This is a genomic window from Pseudomonas sp. CBS (genome assembly GCF_024734645.1).
Taxonomy (GTDB): domain Bacteria; phylum Pseudomonadota; class Gammaproteobacteria; order Pseudomonadales; family Pseudomonadaceae; genus Aquipseudomonas.
Map to the genome: position 1 here is coordinate 6,596,897 of NZ_CP102929.1, position 14,132 is coordinate 6,611,028.

The 14,132-nt window shown below is 59.6% G+C and carries 16 protein-coding genes; 7 read left to right on the forward strand and 9 right to left on the reverse strand.

Annotated elements, in window-relative coordinates; genetic code table 11:
* Positions 1-3: 3 nt before the first annotated feature.
* The 3 genes from NVB75_RS30140 to NVB75_RS30150 form a co-directional block, all read right to left on the reverse strand.
* On the reverse strand, positions 4-873 hold the full coding sequence (locus NVB75_RS30140) for an alpha/beta fold hydrolase (RefSeq protein WP_258344630.1): 870 nt from the start codon (positions 871-873) through the stop codon (positions 4-6).
* Between the two features lie 84 nt (positions 874-957).
* Positions 958-1,746, reverse strand: a complete 789-nt coding sequence (locus NVB75_RS30145) for an SDR family oxidoreductase (RefSeq protein WP_258344631.1) — start codon at positions 1,744-1,746, stop codon at positions 958-960.
* Between the two features lie 72 nt (positions 1,747-1,818).
* Positions 1,819-2,919: an alkene reductase gene (locus tag NVB75_RS30150; RefSeq protein WP_258344632.1), complete on the reverse strand. Its 1,101-nt coding sequence runs from the start codon at positions 2,917-2,919 to the stop codon at positions 1,819-1,821.
* A 167-nt stretch (positions 2,920-3,086) separates the two neighbouring features.
* Between NVB75_RS30150 and NVB75_RS30155 the strand changes: the two genes are divergently transcribed.
* Complete coding sequence (locus tag NVB75_RS30155; RefSeq protein ID WP_258344633.1) at positions 3,087-3,674, forward strand: TetR/AcrR family transcriptional regulator; 588 nt, start codon at positions 3,087-3,089, stop codon at positions 3,672-3,674.
* Here NVB75_RS30155 and NVB75_RS30160 read toward each other — a convergent pair.
* Positions 3,671-4,585 carry a LysR family transcriptional regulator gene (locus tag NVB75_RS30160; protein WP_258344634.1) on the reverse strand — a complete coding sequence of 305 codons (915 nt, stop codon included), beginning with the start codon at positions 4,583-4,585 and terminating at the stop codon, positions 3,671-3,673. The genes NVB75_RS30155 and NVB75_RS30160 overlap by 4 nt on opposite strands.
* A 171-nt stretch (positions 4,586-4,756) precedes the next feature.
* Between NVB75_RS30160 and NVB75_RS30165 the strand changes: the two genes are divergently transcribed.
* A complete protein-coding gene (locus tag NVB75_RS30165; RefSeq protein ID WP_258344635.1) occupies positions 4,757-5,767 on the forward strand; it encodes an NAD(P)-dependent alcohol dehydrogenase in 1,011 nt (336 codons plus the stop codon).
* A gap of 192 nt (positions 5,768-5,959) precedes the next feature.
* The gene (locus NVB75_RS30170) at positions 5,960-6,760 is read left to right on the forward strand and encodes a GNAT family N-acetyltransferase (RefSeq protein WP_258344636.1); all 801 of its coding nucleotides are present in this window, start codon (positions 5,960-5,962) and stop codon (positions 6,758-6,760) included.
* 47 nt (positions 6,761-6,807) lie between these two features.
* Here the strand turns inward: NVB75_RS30170 and NVB75_RS30175 are convergent, their stop codons facing one another.
* Positions 6,808-7,362 (reverse strand): GNAT family N-acetyltransferase, encoded by a 555-nt coding sequence (locus NVB75_RS30175; protein WP_375378893.1) that lies wholly within the window; start codon positions 7,360-7,362, stop codon positions 6,808-6,810.
* A 120-nt stretch (positions 7,363-7,482) separates the two neighbouring features.
* Here NVB75_RS30175 and NVB75_RS30180 point away from each other — a divergent pair, with 120 nt between their 5' ends.
* The 3 genes from NVB75_RS30180 to NVB75_RS30190 are packed head-to-tail and all read left to right on the forward strand — an operon-like array spanning position 7,483 to position 9,468.
* Positions 7,483-8,610 (forward strand): saccharopine dehydrogenase family protein, encoded by a 1,128-nt coding sequence (locus NVB75_RS30180; protein WP_258344637.1) that lies wholly within the window; start codon positions 7,483-7,485, stop codon positions 8,608-8,610.
* 3 nt (positions 8,611-8,613) lie between these two features.
* Positions 8,614-9,105, forward strand: coding sequence for a DUF2269 domain-containing protein (locus NVB75_RS30185; RefSeq protein ID WP_258344638.1), 492 nt, complete (start codon positions 8,614-8,616; stop codon positions 9,103-9,105).
* A 15-nt stretch (positions 9,106-9,120) separates the two neighbouring features.
* The gene (locus tag NVB75_RS30190; protein ID WP_258344639.1) at positions 9,121-9,468 is read left to right on the forward strand and encodes a hypothetical protein; all 348 of its coding nucleotides are present in this window, start codon (positions 9,121-9,123) and stop codon (positions 9,466-9,468) included.
* Positions 9,469-9,476: 8 nt separating this feature from the next.
* On the opposite strand, the gene NVB75_RS30195 is transcribed toward NVB75_RS30190, so the two are convergent.
* The 3 genes from NVB75_RS30195 to NVB75_RS30205 all read right to left on the reverse strand — a co-directional run bounded on the left by NVB75_RS30195 (position 9,477) and on the right by NVB75_RS30205 (position 11,865).
* Positions 9,477-9,845 carry a DoxX-like family protein gene (locus NVB75_RS30195; RefSeq protein ID WP_258344640.1) on the reverse strand — a complete coding sequence of 123 codons (369 nt, stop codon included), beginning with the start codon at positions 9,843-9,845 and terminating at the stop codon, positions 9,477-9,479.
* Positions 9,842-10,294: a thiol-disulfide oxidoreductase DCC family protein gene (locus tag NVB75_RS30200; protein WP_258344642.1), complete on the reverse strand. Its 453-nt coding sequence runs from the start codon at positions 10,292-10,294 to the stop codon at positions 9,842-9,844. Before NVB75_RS30200 ends, NVB75_RS30195 begins: the two co-directional genes overlap by 4 nt.
* A gap of 233 nt (positions 10,295-10,527) precedes the next feature.
* Complete coding sequence (locus NVB75_RS30205) at positions 10,528-11,865, reverse strand: MFS transporter (protein ID WP_258344643.1); 1,338 nt, start codon at positions 11,863-11,865, stop codon at positions 10,528-10,530.
* Positions 11,866-12,108: 243 nt separating this feature from the next.
* On the opposite strand from NVB75_RS30205, the gene msrA reads away from it, so the two are divergent.
* Positions 12,109-12,615, forward strand: coding sequence for a peptide-methionine (S)-S-oxide reductase MsrA (msrA, locus tag NVB75_RS30210; protein WP_063031796.1), 507 nt, complete (start codon positions 12,109-12,111; stop codon positions 12,613-12,615).
* 156 nt (positions 12,616-12,771) lie between these two features.
* On the opposite strand, the gene NVB75_RS30215 is transcribed toward msrA, so the two are convergent.
* A complete protein-coding gene (locus NVB75_RS30215) occupies positions 12,772-14,115 on the reverse strand; it encodes a cytochrome c (protein WP_258344644.1) in 1,344 nt (447 codons plus the stop codon).
* Positions 14,116-14,132 lie beyond the last annotated feature (17 nt).

Here is a 14,132-nt window from a genome sequence, read left to right on the forward strand (position 1 = left end):
GCTTCAGTTATTCAGGAATGCCGTTACTTTCACCACGAAATCCGCATGGTGTTGGAAGATGCTGCCGTGCCCTGCGTCTGCGTAAACAACCAGCTGTGAGTCTGGAATCCGGCGTGCCAAATCAATGGTGTTCACCGTTGGAACCATGATGTCGGTATCACCGTTGGCAACCAGAGTCGGTACGCGTATGCGGCTGAGGTTTTGCGCAGGCTGTCTGCCCCAGTCGTGGATGGCTTTCAACTGCCGCATGAACGCGGTGGGTGTAGGACTTTTAACTCGATCCTTACTGCGCTCTTTCAAACGCTTCAAATAGTCCTTGGCGGCTTGCCGTCCATTGGCTGTCGAGGTGAAGAACAGGTAGGTCTTGGGATCGCGCAACGTCAGCAAGCCTTTGAGCATCAACGGCCAGGACACTGACCAGACTTTATCAATGCGGTGACCACCGGCAGGCCCCGTGCCAGTCAATATCAGTCTGCGCACAACGTCAGGGGCGTTCAGCACGATTTCCTGGGCCACGAATCCACCAAGGGAAAAGCCCAGCAGGTCGACTTTTTCGAAGCCCAGCGCGCGTATCACGGCGACAGTATCGTTTGCCATTTCGCTGACCGTTGTCGGGGCAATACCGCCTGAAGCGCCGATTCCCCGATAGTCGATGGCGATGACGCGCCTGCTGCTTGCCAGCCCATCCACGAGCCTTGGATCGAAGTTGTCCAGCACGGCGCCCCAATGATTCAGCAGCACCAGCGGCAATCCGCCGTTGGGACCTATGTCGCGGTAAGCGAACGCCGTTCCGTTGACGTTGATCCATTGATTCGCTGCATTGACGAATCGCGAGGGCGAGCCGCTTTGAGGTGTCGTGTCTGAGAGGGTCATGTTCGCCCCAAGGTGCGGGTTGAAAAGCTGCACGTGAGCTGGGCCGGAGCAGGCGCTCCGGTGCCAGCGCTTCTTTGCGATGTTTTACGTTTTGGCTTTGTAGCGCTCGGCGACTTCGGATTGCCGAATCTGCGACAGTAAGCCTTGGCGCGCAGCCTGCAAGGCATCCCAGCGATCGGCGTCCTGTAAGGGCGGAATAGTCACGGGCTCGCGACGATCAAAACCAACCAGCGCCGCATCGACCAGATCTCCGACGTCCATGACATCAGTCAGGGTATTGATGTCGATACCTGCCCGCTCCCAGATTTCAGTACGCGTAGCGGCTGGCAAGACGGCTTGCACATAGACGCCTTTGGGCGTCAATTCCAGGCTCATACCTTGTGACAGAAACAGCACAAACGCCTTGGTAGCACCGTAGACCGTCATGCCGAACTCTGGTGCAAGGCCAACCACGGAACCTATGTTGATAATTGCGCCGTCCCCCGCGTGTGCCAGGCGTGGGGCGATGGCGCTGGCAAGCCGTACCAGTGCCGTCGTGTTGAGCGTCACCAACTGAGCAACGCTGTCGGTGGACTGTTCGATAAAGTTGCCGGATTGCGCGGCGCCAGCGTTGTTCACCAGGATGCCAATGCTGGCGTCATCGCGCAGGCGTGTCTCGACGGTCGCCAAGTCGCTGCTTTGGGTCAGGTCAGCCTGAAGGACATCAATCGCGACATTGTGTTTTTCACGCAGTTTCGCTGCGAGTGCGTCCAGTCGGTTCTTGTCGCGGGCCACCAGTACGAGGTCGTGGCCACGTTGTGCGAAGCGCTCGGCATAGGTGGCGCCAATGCCCGTGGAGGCGCCTGTGATCAGAACGGTATTAGGGATGCTCATGGCTTTCTCTCTGGTGTGTGGGTGTCGATTGGCGGTTCATGTGTATCGCTGGAAAGCACGCAACGGTGATCTTCAGTGGTGACGCTGGGCGCCTTCAGTAAGCGTCGGGTAGTCGGTGTAGCCAGCTGCGCCGCCGCCATACAAAGTGGTTGGGTCCAATGCAGATAAAGCGGCATCGGTCTTGAAGCGCTCTACCAAATCAGGGTTAGCAATGAACGGACGTCCGAAGGCGATGAGGTCGGCCTTGTCTTCGATCAGTGTCGTGGTAGCCAGATTCAGGTCGTAGCCGTTGTTGGCGATGTAGGTGTTATTGAAGCGTTGACGCAGGGCGCTGAAGTCGAAGGGCGCGACCTCGCGCGGCCCGCCAGTGGCGCCTTCGACCACATGCAGGTAAACCAGGCCCAGGGCGTTGAGTTGTTCGACGAGGTAGTCGAATTGCGCTTGCGGCGCGGTGCTGGAAACACCATTGGCGGGGGACACTGGAGAGAGACGGATACCGGTTCGCTCAGCACCGACTTCACTCACGACTGCCGATGTGACCTCCAGCAGAAGTCGGGCGCGGTTCTCAACCGAGCCACCGTAGGCATCCGTGCGCACGTTCGCACCGTCCTTGAGGAACTGGTCAAGCAGGTAGCCGTTCGCGCCATGGATTTCCACGCCATCAAAACCTGCAGCCATCGCGTTTGATGCCGCTTGGCGAAAGTCGTTGACGATTCCAGCTAGTTCGCCGATTTCGAGAGCTCGAGGTTCCGAAACATCTACGAAACTATTGTTGACGAAAACCTTTGTCGCCGGGCGAATCGCAGAGGGGGCCACCGGTGCTGCGCCATTGGCCTGAAGGTCGGTGTGGGACACGCGCCCGACATGCCACAGCTGCAAGAAAATATGTCCGCCCTTGGTGTGAACGGCTTCTGTGACCTTACGCCAGCCATCTATCTGCGCTTGGGTGTAAATCCCGGGCGTATCTTGATAGCCCTGTCCTTGTTGTGAGATCTGCGTGGCCTCTGAAATCAGCAGGCCTGCGGATGCTCTTTGGCTGTAATAGGTCGCCGCGAGCTCGCTCGGAACAAAGCCGGCCCCGGCACGGTTTCGCGTCAATGGCGCCATTACCATTCGGTTGGAAAGCGTCAGTGAGCCGAGCGTGTAGGTTTCAAACAAAGTCTTGTCGTTCATATCGGATTCCATACTCGTCGATCAATGACGGGAAATTGCGCCGTGGCGGCTAAGGCATGCGGCAGTGGTTTTATGATGTCGATCATAATCAAAGCTGTCAACAACTTTGATTATGATCGACATCAGAGTATAGTCAGGCCATTGTTCAAGAGGCCTGGAGGCGAGAAATGAAGATCACCAAGACACAGTCACTCGCCAACCGAGCGCACATTGTGGAAACGGCTTCGGAGCTTTTTCGCGAACGTGGTTACGATGGTGTGGGGGTGGCGGAGCTGATGGCCACTGCCGGTTTTACCCAGGGAGGGTTTTACAAACACTTCGGTTCCAAGGCGGATTTGATGGCCGAGGCAGCTGAAAAAAGCCTCGCGCAATCCGTAGCCAGCACCTGCGACCTTGATGTTGCCGGGTTCATAAATCTGTACGTGTCGCGAGATCACAGAGACGGCCGGGGCGCGGGATGCACGATGGCCGCGCTGTGTGGTGACGCTGCCCGCCAGTCCGATGAGTTAAAGGCGACCTTTGCCAGCGGGGTAGAAAGCACGCTGGCAGCACTCGAGGAAAAATACCAGCCGCGTGAGGGTGCGACGAAGCAAGACGTTCGAGCAAAAATGATCGACCTGCTGGCGCATGCAATCGGTGCCGTCATGTTGTCGCGGGCGTGCCCGGATGACTCTCCTCTCGCGGATGAAATACTCGATGTTTGCCGTGCTGAGTTGGTGGCGTCATTGCCGTTGGCGCCACAAAAGGATCGCTAGGGTTCCAACCAGTCAGAATAAAGCGGCGGAAAACGCGCTTGCAGCCACTCAATGAAAACTTGAACCTGTGGCGCCAGATGCGTCCGGCTTGGGTACAGCAACGACACAGGGCGCGGGGCTGGCCGATAGGGTTTCAGGATCTCCACCAACCCGCGACTGTCCAGATGCTCGGCCACGGTGATCCCGGGCGCCTGGATTATTCCGAAGCCCGACACGCCGCACTGAACGTAGGCATTCGACTCGGTGACTGTGATGCCGGCGTTGCTCACAAACGTTCGATCCTGACCTTTTACCGAGAAGTGCCAAGGCAATGTTCTGTTGCTCTGGCCGGACAAGAAGTTGACGCCTCGGTGGGAGGCCAGATTGTCGAGGGTCTCGGGTACGCCATGCTCATGCAGATACTCGGGCGCGGCACACGTCACCATCGTCGCCATCGCGATGGGGCGAGCGATCAAGGTCGAATCCGGTAGGTCGCCGATACGCAACGCACAGTCGATGCCTTCACCGATCAAGTCGACGGCCCGGTCAGTCACGCCCAGGACCATGTTGATACCCGGGTAGGCGTCGGTGAATCCCTTAAGGCCTTTGATGAATTCCATCTGCGCGAACGCGGTCGGGATATCCACGCGAAGTCGACCTGTGAGCGTTGCTCCGGAGCGGTCGAACATGGAAGTCGCAGCAGAAATACCCGCCAAAATTTCTTGCACCCGCTCGTAGAACCTCTCGCCCTCGGCGGTGAGGGCCACCTTTCTTGTGGTGCGCTGGAACAGGCGCACGCCCAATGACGTCTCCAGCTCCTGGATATACCGAGTGACCTGGGGGCGCCCTATGTCCAGCGATTCGGCGGCTTTGGTAAAGCTGCCGAGTTCGGCAAGCCTGGCGAACAGTCGCATCGATTGAAGCAGTTCCATAACGCTTTCCTATGAACCCCGCCTACACGAAGTTGAAACTGATTGTTGCCCAAGGATAGAACAATCATGTCTTTTTTCACGCATTTATTGCCCACCGTCAAAAGCGAAAAATATCCCCAAGGCCGAACCGGTTCTGGTTCGAGGCCATTGATATGAATATGGAGAGGCGCAATGAAAGCGTGGTTATTGAAAGATTTCGGACTCGACAACCTGCACTTGGGAGAGGTAGCGACCCCGCAACCAAAGGCTGGCGAGTTGCTGGTGAAGGTCGGTGCTGTCTCGCTCAACTTTCGCGACAAAGCGATCGTCGACGGCATTTATGAGCCGCACAGCGTGCCCAAGCTACTGATCCCGGTGAGCGATGCAGCCGGCACGGTGGTAGCGGTCGGAGACAACGTCTCGCGGTTTAAAGTCGGTGATCGCGTCAACTCGCATCTTTACTCACGTTGGCTGGATGGCGAGCCGGGGCCGAACGAACCCGATTACTGCTTCGGCTCGCCGTTGCCCGGCGGTTTGGCCGAATACATGATCATCCATGAGGACAGCGCCGTCGGTGCACCCGACAACATGAGCGATGCAGAGGCGGCAACACTGCCTATTGCTGCACTCACGGCCTGGTATTCGCTGGTGGACTACGGACAAATCCAGCCGGGCCAGACCGTATTGGTTCAAGGCACTGGAGGTGTGTCGATATTTGCCGTGCAGATCGCTACGGCCCTTGGCGCGAAGGTCATCGCAACGTCGAGTAGCGACCAGAATCTGCAAGCCGTGAAGGCGCTGGGGGCTGTGGCGGGCATCAACTACAGAACGACGCCGAAATGGGCAGATGAAGTGCTGAAGCTGACCGACGGCAAGGGCGTGGATCTGCTGCTCGATGTGGCCGGTGGCAGTGGCATCAATCAATCGGTCGCCGCCACCAAGGCGTCGGGGCGTATTGCGCAGATCGGCTTTCTGACAGGGCAAACCGTTGAACTCAATCTGATGCCCCTCATTTTCCGCCAGACGACCCTTCGTGGTATTGCCGTGGCGCCGCGTTCATCATTCGACCGGATGAATGCGTTTCTCAACGAACGCAAGATTCGTCCCGTGATCGATCAGGTATACCCGTTTGAGAAAGCACGAGAAGCTTACGAACATCTCGCGAAGGGCGCATTTGGAAAGGTTGTGATTAAAATCGCTTAACAACGAAAAGGCGCCCTTTGGCGTCTTTTTGCTGCTCGGCTGGGCCGGTAGGTCTGAAATGGCTAAGTCGATGTCTTGGCTTGATTGCCATCGTTAGCCATTTGCGCCGTACATTAGCAGGTGTCTTTGCAGGTGCGTTGTGATTGATTTACCGCTACCTTCCCTGGAAATCCCGCAATAAGGACGACGCACATGGATGTTGGAATGGCTCATGCGATCGAGACCGCAGAAAGCGAGTATTTGTGTTCCCGCGTTGAGAGTTTGTCTCGGATAAGTGGAAACCCCTTTGGTGCTCATGTGTTTTTCAACGAAGCGTTTCCATGCTTTCAAGTAAAGGCATCGCCCAGCCCAATGTTCAATCGTATCTACGGCGACAGCTCCAGCAAGCCCCAGGCACTGTTGAGCCTGCTCAAGGAATCAGCAGAGTACTCGACCGTCACGCCTCTTATCGGCAAGGCCTCGACGTTGGAACAGCACGCTTATGTGGGGGAGGGACGACTGGAGCGCTTGAGGGGTTGGACGCACCAGCAACTCGCGTGCTCCATCGAGGATGTGGCCTTGAATCACCACGCATTCGAAATCGAAGAAGCCACCTTACACACGCTGCCTGAGTTCGCTGCCATTCATGCGAGTGGCTTTCATACCAAGCCAGAGCATCGTCAGATGAGCCAGGCTTCGTTTGCAGGACTGATGGCAAATGACCGTCTGAAAATTTACGTCCTTAAGGCTGACGGACAGGTGGTTGCAGGCGCGTTGATGTACCTGGCCAGCAACGGAGTTGCCTACCTGGGGACCGCAGCCACCCGAAAAGATGCACGAGGCTTGGGTTATCACGCAGGCCTGATATCTCACCGGATAGCGCAAGCAAAGAAGCACGGCAGTCTTTTGATCGCTGCAACAGCGCTTCCCAGCTCGCAAAGTCGCCGTAATTTGCAGCGCGCAGGGCTTACGGCATCTCACGCTCAGGCGCTGTATCGTTTGGTGGGTAGTTGAGGTGTGTCAGCGTGGGAGCGCCTGCTTTTGGCCGATCGCTGCCTATCCTAAAGAATCGCCACCGCCTCATTACTCAGATCCCCAGCCATCCGATGCCGGTAGATCAGGTCATCAAAAAACTGCCCGTTAATTTGATAAGCATCGCCCTCACGTTGCTCAAACACGAAACCGCACTTCTCCAGCAGGCGGCAAGAAGCGGCATTACCCTCGGTCACAACAGCTTTCAGCACCTTCAACCCAAGTATGTCGTGGGCGTAATCCATAACCCGTTGCAGCGATTCAACACCGTAACCCTTCCCGTGTTGCCCGCTGAGGAACAAGTAGCCGACTTCTGCCGTCGCGTCTTCATCGGGCTCCAGCTTCAATCCCGTGACCCCAACGGCACAACCACTTTGCCGGTCGAACACGACCAGGCACAACCAATGCCTGGAGCCTGGCAACCAGTGCGGTAACCGGGATTCAAATCTCTCGCGGGTTTCGGTTTCGGACGGCGCGTCGCAAACGTACTGGATCACCGTCGGGTCGGTGTGCAACGCGAGGAATAAATCCCAGTCGCCGGCTTCCAGTTGCCGCAGGTAAAGCCGCTCGGTGTATAGCTCCATGATTTGACGCCCCCTGTTGATCCTGGCTCAAGCGGTTAAACAAATCGGGTATCTTTAGCCGCCTCAGCCGCCAGTCTGCCTCAGGCTCAGCGCATGATCGATAGTTCAGGGAAAAATGGAATGACACTCAGGGTGATGGTGGTCGGTGGCTACGGCAATTTCGGTAGCATCGTTTGCCGGCATTTGGCGGTAGCGCCTGGCATTGAACTGGTGATCTCGGGCCGCGACCCACACAAGTTGCAGCGCAAAGTGGATGAGCTGAAAAGCCCGTCGGGCGCCGGCTGCGAAGGCTGGTGCGGCGATGCCATGGGGGCGGGGTTCGCGTCCGTGTTGCGGTCGATGAACATCCAACTGGTGATCCATACCGGCGGGCCGTTCCAAGGGCAATCCTATGCGGTCGCCCAGAATTGCATCGACGCGGGCGTGAACTACTGCGACCTGTCCGACTGCCGCACCTTCGTCAACGGCGTGAGCGTGCTGGATGCACAAGCCCGGCAGGCAGGCGTGGCGATCCTCAGTGGTTGCAGCTCCGTGCCGACGCTCTCGTCCGCCATCATCGATCAGTACCGCTACCGCTTCACCCGCATCGACGCGATCGAACACGGTATTTCCTCTTCGGCCAAGATGCCGGGCCTGTCCACCGTCGAAGGCGTGCTGGCTTACGCAGGCAAACCGATCAAGCAGCTCCGGCATGGCCAGGTGCATGAAGTGCTGGGCTGGCAGGACCTGACGCTGCGCAAGATGCCCGGGCTTGGCACGCGGGTGTTGGCGAATGTGGACGTGCCCGACATGGACATCTTCGCCAGCCGTTACGGCGCCCACACCCTGAGCTTCAAGGCTGGCGCGGGGCTCAAGCTGGGTGGTGTCGCCAACTACCTGTTGGCCCAGGCGCTGCGCACCGGAATCGTGCGAGACCATGTCGCCTGGGCCGCACGCCTGCATCGGCTGGGCACCTGGTTCGAGCGCTTTGGCGATGGCAAAAGCGCGATGTACATCGACGTGCAAGGCCTCGGCACCGAAGGGCAACCGCTGTCCCTGGCGGTGCAACTGACGGCCCTGAATGACAAAGGCCCGGAAATTCCCAGCTGCGCCGCCGTTGCCCTGGCCCTCAAAATCGCCCAAGGCTACGTGCCTGAACCCGGTGCGCGGCCGTGCGTTGGCGAAATCACCGTCGACGAATACATGGATGCCATCAACGACCCGGCGAACCTCAGCCTGGCCGTGCAATTCTCTGACGGGCAGGGCTGACCCATGCTCTATCTGGGCCTGAAGTACCTTCACATCATCGCGGCGATTTTCCTGTTCGGCTTCGGCATGGGCTCCTACCTGTACCTGATCGCCGCTAGCCGTACGGCCAACCCGCAAGTGATCGCCCAGGTGGCGCGGATGGTGGTGCAGTTTGATACCTGGATTACCACGCCGGCTGGCTTTATCCAGATCAGCACCGGCTTCCTGCTGATCAAGCTGGCCGGGCTGCCGCTGACCACCGAATGGGTGCTGACGTCGCTGGTCATCTTCCTGTGCGTGGGCGCGCTTTGGCTACCGGTGCTGGTGCTGCAGAAGCGGTTGCAGCAGATGGCGCTCAGTGCGGTCGAGACGGGCAGCGCGCTGGATGAGGGATACCGTAGCGTTTACCGGAAATGGTTCTGGATGGGCGTTTTCGGGTTTTCGGGGATGTTTGTGATCGTGCTGATCATGGTGACGAAGATCACGCCGTGGCAGTTGATTGGGCTGTGTTGCTGATAAAAGGAACTGCCAATGAGTGAAACCGAAATCCAATCCACCTCACCGGATGATCACTACCGGGTCGAGGTGACGCCTTGGGAGGCGCGGAATACGCAGTGGGTGTGTTCACCGCGGATTGTGGATACGGGGCAGGGGAGCTGTGTTTTTCAGTTTGAGGACGTTCGTTGGTCGGCGGATCAGTCGGTGTGGCTAAACCCGACCACAGTGGAGCTCAAGTTGCGCAAGTTCCCGGGAGATAAAACAGGGCGGGGCGTGTCCGTGGTGATTGATTGTGCAGGGCTTGTTGCGCGCTTGGGCGATGGCAGCGTGGTTGAGTTATCAGTGCTGGAAGCTGCGCTTGATGCCATTGAGCTGAAATAAAGACCCGTTCAGGGCTTGGTATTCCAAGCCACTGCACACAACGCCAACCCCGCCACATTCAGCGACACCGGATTAAACGCCTCCCTGAGCATCGCCGGGCTGAACACCGCCACATCCACCAGCAGCCCCGCCAGCGCCGCCGCAGCCACTGCAATCGGCCAGGCGCTGCGTGGTGAAAGCAGTATCCATAGCGCCAGGACAATTTCCCCAACCCCCGCCAGCGTGGCGAACACCTGAACTTGCTCGATCCCGTGAGCCTGGATCATCGTCCGCTCGCCCTGGCTCAACCACAGCAGCTTCGGCACCAGCCCATGGTAGGCAAACATGAACGCCAGGCCGCCTCGGGCGATCCAGTTGATGCGCACCAAGGTATTCATGGCTGTTCCTTCAAAAAGCGCTGCTCATGATCCGGATCGGGCAACAGGCAGGTGTCGTATTTCCCGAAGAGCCGATAGCGATTGCGTGCGATGCGGTCGTAAGCCCAATCCCGAATGACGCGCGGGATGGCGCGCAGCACCAGCAATGGGCGCCAGCGGGCAGGCAGTTGCGCAATGATTTCGAACACCGCTTCCGAACGCTCCCAGTAGTGCCTGTCGCGGATCACTGCGATGGTGTCGAACTGATCCAGCGGCAACCCGGCCCAGGCCAATAGCGCCTGACCTTCGGGCGACTGAACGGCCGCCAACCGCACACGCCGGTCGCGGTCGTGGCGAATCAGGAACCTTGCCCAGCCGTTGCACAGCTTGCACACGCCGTCGAACAGCACCACGGTTTCGCCGGGCTTGAGGAGCGGTGCGGGAGTAGGGCGGGTGTGGGCGGCGGGCATGTGTGTGGGTCCAGTCGGGCCGGTTTAGCCTGGATCATACCCGCGTTCACCCACATTGTTCAGTTCGGAAGTGGAAATCTAACAAGCGAAGAAAGTCCAATGTGGGAGCGGGCTTGCTCGCGAATGCAGTGGGTCAGTCAGCACATTTTTCGCTGACAGACCGCATTCGCGAGCAAGCCCGCTCCCACAGTTGATCTTTGTTGGATTGGGCATTGTGTTCACAACAGTCGAACCTAGCGCGACAACACCGCCGCCGCGCCTTTTTCCTCCGCGCCCACCTCATGCAGCGAAATCCGCGAGGTCTCCGGCAACGCCAACCCACCCGCCAGCGCCAGCAACGCCACCGCAATCAGATAAAACGCCGGCGACAGATTGCTGCCCGTGGTGCTGATCAACCATGTCGCCATCAAGGGTGCCGTACCCCCAAAGATCGTATAAGCCATGTTGTAAGTAATCGCCGAAGCGGTATACCGCGTGCGGGTCGGAAAGGTCTCCGACAGCAGCGCCGCCGTCACCACCCCACACAACACCGCGCCCACCGCCAGCAGCATCACCCCGACGACCGACGCCGCGAACGAGCCGGAACTGGCCATCAGGAACGACGGGTACACCACCACCATCAACAACACACACGCCGTCATCACCGTGACCCGACGTCCCACCCGGTCCGAATACAACCCCGCCAGCGGGCAAATCGCCGCCGCGAAAATCAGAGCAATCAGCGACACCAGCAACGCCATCGCCCGGCTCAGCCCACCCGCCACCTGCAGATACGTCGCGAAGTAGGTGGTGAACATATAAAACGACAGCGCCGTGAGCGACACAAAAGCGCCCAGGCAGCAGATTGCCGCACCATGGTTGCGCAGGGTTTCCTTGAGCGGGGAGTGGGCGACCGCGTGTTCCTGCTTCACCGCCTGGAACGCCGGCGTCTCATCCAGCTTCCAGCGCAGGTAAAGCCCCACCAGACCCAGCGGCGCGGCGATCAGGAACGGCAGGCGCCAGCCCCAACTGCCCATCGCCTCGGCGGACAACGAGGCTTCAAGTGCATAAGCCACCACCGCTGCGGCGGCGAACGCGGAAAAGGTCGACACCGGCACAAAGCTGCCATACCAGGCGCGTTTGTCACGCGGCGCGTGCTCCATCAGATAGGCACAGGCGCCGGCGTATTCACCCCCGGCGGAGAAGCCCTGGGCGCAGCGGATCAGCGACAACAGAATCGGCGCCGCTACACCAATGGCGGCGTAGGTGGGCAGCAGGCCGATCAGCGTGGTGGCGCCGGCCATCAGCAAAATCGTCATGGCCAGCGTGCGTTTGCGGCCGATCCGGTCGCCGAGCATGCCGAAGAAAATCCCGCCCAGGGGCCGAAACGCGAACGCCACGGCAAATACCGCGAAGGTCTTGAGCAGCGCCGCGCTGGCGTCGCCGCTGGGGAAGAATTGTTGGGCGATGGTGGTGGCAAGGAAGCCGTAGACGGCGAAGTCGAACCACTCGACGAAGTTACCGATGCCGGCGGCGATGATCACTCTTCGCAGGGTTTGCGGGCTGACCTGTTCGGTGGAGGGGCTCGTCATGGGGGAAGGCCTCGGCGGTGGTAGGGGGATGCTTGATTATCGGGGGCGGCCGTTGGGCGGCGGGGCTCAAAAGAGTCGTCCGCGTAGTCAGTAGCGACTTGATGGGGCTGGAGCACGCAGGATTTGGGCCAGGTGAGACGAGGGTCTATCGACGGGCGGGGCTGGTAACGCGCTGTTCAACCTTGGTATTACTCAACCCGGCCCCATAACTAGGGCTGTATCCATCCAGGGGAAGAACACGCCATGAGCAACCAAACTGAAACCGCCATCCTCGCCGGCGGCTGCTTCTGGGGCATGCAAGACCTGTTGCGACGCTACCCCGGCGTGCTGCAAACGCGCGTCGGCTACACCGGCGGCGATGTGCCGAACGCCACCTACCGCAACCACGGTAACCATGCTGAAGCCATCGAGATTGTTTTCGACCCGAGCGTGATCACCTACCGGCAGATCCTCGAGTTCTTTTTCCAGATCCACGACCCGAGCACGCCCAACCGCCAGGGCAATGACCTTGGCCCCAGCTATCGTTCGGCGATTTACTACCTCAGCGAACAGCAACGCGACGAGGCTGAAGACACCGCCGCGGATGTGGATGCCTCGGGGTTATGGCCAGGCCGTGTCGTGACGGAAATCGAACCGGCGGGGCCGTTCTGGGAAGCGGAGCCGGAGCATCAGGATTACCTGGAGCGGATTCCGAACGGCTACACCTGCCACTTCATCCGCCCCAACTGGAAACTGCCGAAACGCGGTTAAAAATGTGGGAGCGGGCTTGCTCGCGAATGCGGTGGGTCAATGAAGAATTTGCTGACTGACACACCGCTTTCGCGAGCAAGCCCGCTCCCACATAAAGCAGCTCCCACATGAAGCAGCTCCTGCATAAAGCGCCTCGCTCGCAGGGCGCCTTTCCCCTCAGCGCATCTGCAGAATGATCGGGCTACTGCTCGCCGGGCCCGTGTGCTCACGCAACTTGCCCACCGCCTTCGCATCCACCGCACCGCCCTGATTGCCCCAAGTACCGCGCACAAACGTCAGCACTTCAGCAATCTCCTGGTCCGACAACTGCTCCCGAAACGCCGGCATGCGATAAGCATCCGCCACATTCGCTGCCACCACCCGCTGTGAGCCATTCAAGGTGATGTTGATCGCCGAAGCATTCTCCTTGGCCAACGCCGAAGTCGCACCCGCCAGCGGCGGCATCCAGTCCGGTTGCCCTTTGCCTTCCAACCCATGGCAAGAAGCACAACGGGTCACATAGGTATGGGCGCCCGGCGCATCCAGGCGTTCCGCAGCCGACACTGCCTGATACTGCCAGGCCTTACCATCACGCTGCTCGTCACCCGGCAACGACCTGAGATAGCGCGCAATCGCCGCCAGGTCATCGTCGGTCATGAACTGCGTGGAGTTGTTGAACGCCTCGGTCATCGACCCATAAACCACCGCATGCTTATTGCGACCGGTCTTCAGGAACTGCACCACCTCCGGCTCGCTCCAGCGACCCAGGCCCGTGTTGTGATCGTCCCGCAGGCTCGGTGCGTACCAGCCATCCAGCAAACCCCCGGCCAGATACGGCTTGCCGCTTTCATCCAGCGCCTTCTCGTTAAAGGCCAGGCCCCGTGGCGTGTGGCAACTGCCGCAATGCCCCGGCCCTTGCACGATGTAGGCGCCGCGGTTCCACAGTTCATCCTTCCCAGCCTTCGCTACGTACGGCTTGCTGTCGGTAAACACACCATTCCACAGCGCAATCGGCCAACGCATATTCAATGGCCACGGGATCGAGCTCTTGATATTCGCCTGCCGCACCGGCGCCACGCCCTTCATGAAGAACGCGTACAAGGCGCGCACATCATCGTCGCTGAGCTTGGCATAGGACGGATACGGCATCGCTGGATACAGGCGACGCCCACCCGGCGCGACACCCTGGCGCACCGCGCGGTCGAAGTCGGCGAGGCTGTAGTGGCCGATACCCGTTTCCGGGTCCGGCGTGACGTTAGTGGCATGGATCGCCCCCAGCGGCGTGGCCATTTCCAGCCCACCGGCAAAAGGCGCGCCGTTGGGCACGCTATGGCACGCCACACAATCGCTGAGCCGGGCGACGTACTCGCCTCGGGCGATCAGCGCGGGCTCTGCGGCGACAGGCTCGGCGCCCAGCGGCGAAACCGGCTCACGGGTGACATACCAAGCCAACAGGCCTGCCGCGACCAGGCACGGCAGCGCCAGCCAGCCAACGGTTCTTGCGAATCGACGGTTGTTCATAAGTGCTCAGGCCCCGG

Coding starts and splice junctions, on each gene's coding strand:
- NVB75_RS30180 (WP_258344637.1), top strand. CDS start 7,483: ATGACACTCAGGGTGATGGTGGTCGGTGGCTACGGCAATTTCGGTAGC.
- NVB75_RS30165 (WP_258344635.1), top strand. CDS start 4,757: ATGAAAGCGTGGTTATTGAAAGATTTCGGACTCGACAACCTGCACTTG.
- NVB75_RS30195 (WP_258344640.1), bottom strand. CDS start 9,845: ATGAATACCTTGGTGCGCATCAACTGGATCGCCCGAGGCGGCCTGGCG.
- NVB75_RS30160 (WP_258344634.1), bottom strand. CDS start 4,585: ATGGAACTGCTTCAATCGATGCGACTGTTCGCCAGGCTTGCCGAACTC.
- NVB75_RS30215 (WP_258344644.1), bottom strand. CDS start 14,115: ATGAACAACCGTCGATTCGCAAGAACCGTTGGCTGGCTGGCGCTGCCG.
- NVB75_RS30205 (WP_258344643.1), bottom strand. CDS start 11,865: ATGACGAGCCCCTCCACCGAACAGGTCAGCCCGCAAACCCTGCGAAGA.
- NVB75_RS30170 (WP_258344636.1), top strand. CDS start 5,960: ATGGATGTTGGAATGGCTCATGCGATCGAGACCGCAGAAAGCGAGTAT.
- NVB75_RS30140 (WP_258344630.1), bottom strand. CDS start 873: ATGACCCTCTCAGACACGACACCTCAAAGCGGCTCGCCCTCGCGATTC.
- NVB75_RS30190 (WP_258344639.1), top strand. CDS start 9,121: ATGAGTGAAACCGAAATCCAATCCACCTCACCGGATGATCACTACCGG.
- NVB75_RS30175 (WP_375378893.1), bottom strand. CDS start 7,362: ATGGAGCTATACACCGAGCGGCTTTACCTGCGGCAACTGGAAGCCGGC.
- NVB75_RS30185 (WP_258344638.1), top strand. CDS start 8,614: ATGCTCTATCTGGGCCTGAAGTACCTTCACATCATCGCGGCGATTTTC.
- msrA (WP_063031796.1), top strand. CDS start 12,109: ATGAGCAACCAAACTGAAACCGCCATCCTCGCCGGCGGCTGCTTCTGG.
- NVB75_RS30155 (WP_258344633.1), top strand. CDS start 3,087: ATGAAGATCACCAAGACACAGTCACTCGCCAACCGAGCGCACATTGTG.
- NVB75_RS30150 (WP_258344632.1), bottom strand. CDS start 2,919: ATGAACGACAAGACTTTGTTTGAAACCTACACGCTCGGCTCACTGACG.
- NVB75_RS30200 (WP_258344642.1), bottom strand. CDS start 10,294: ATGCCCGCCGCCCACACCCGCCCTACTCCCGCACCGCTCCTCAAGCCC.
- NVB75_RS30145 (WP_258344631.1), bottom strand. CDS start 1,746: ATGAGCATCCCTAATACCGTTCTGATCACAGGCGCCTCCACGGGCATT.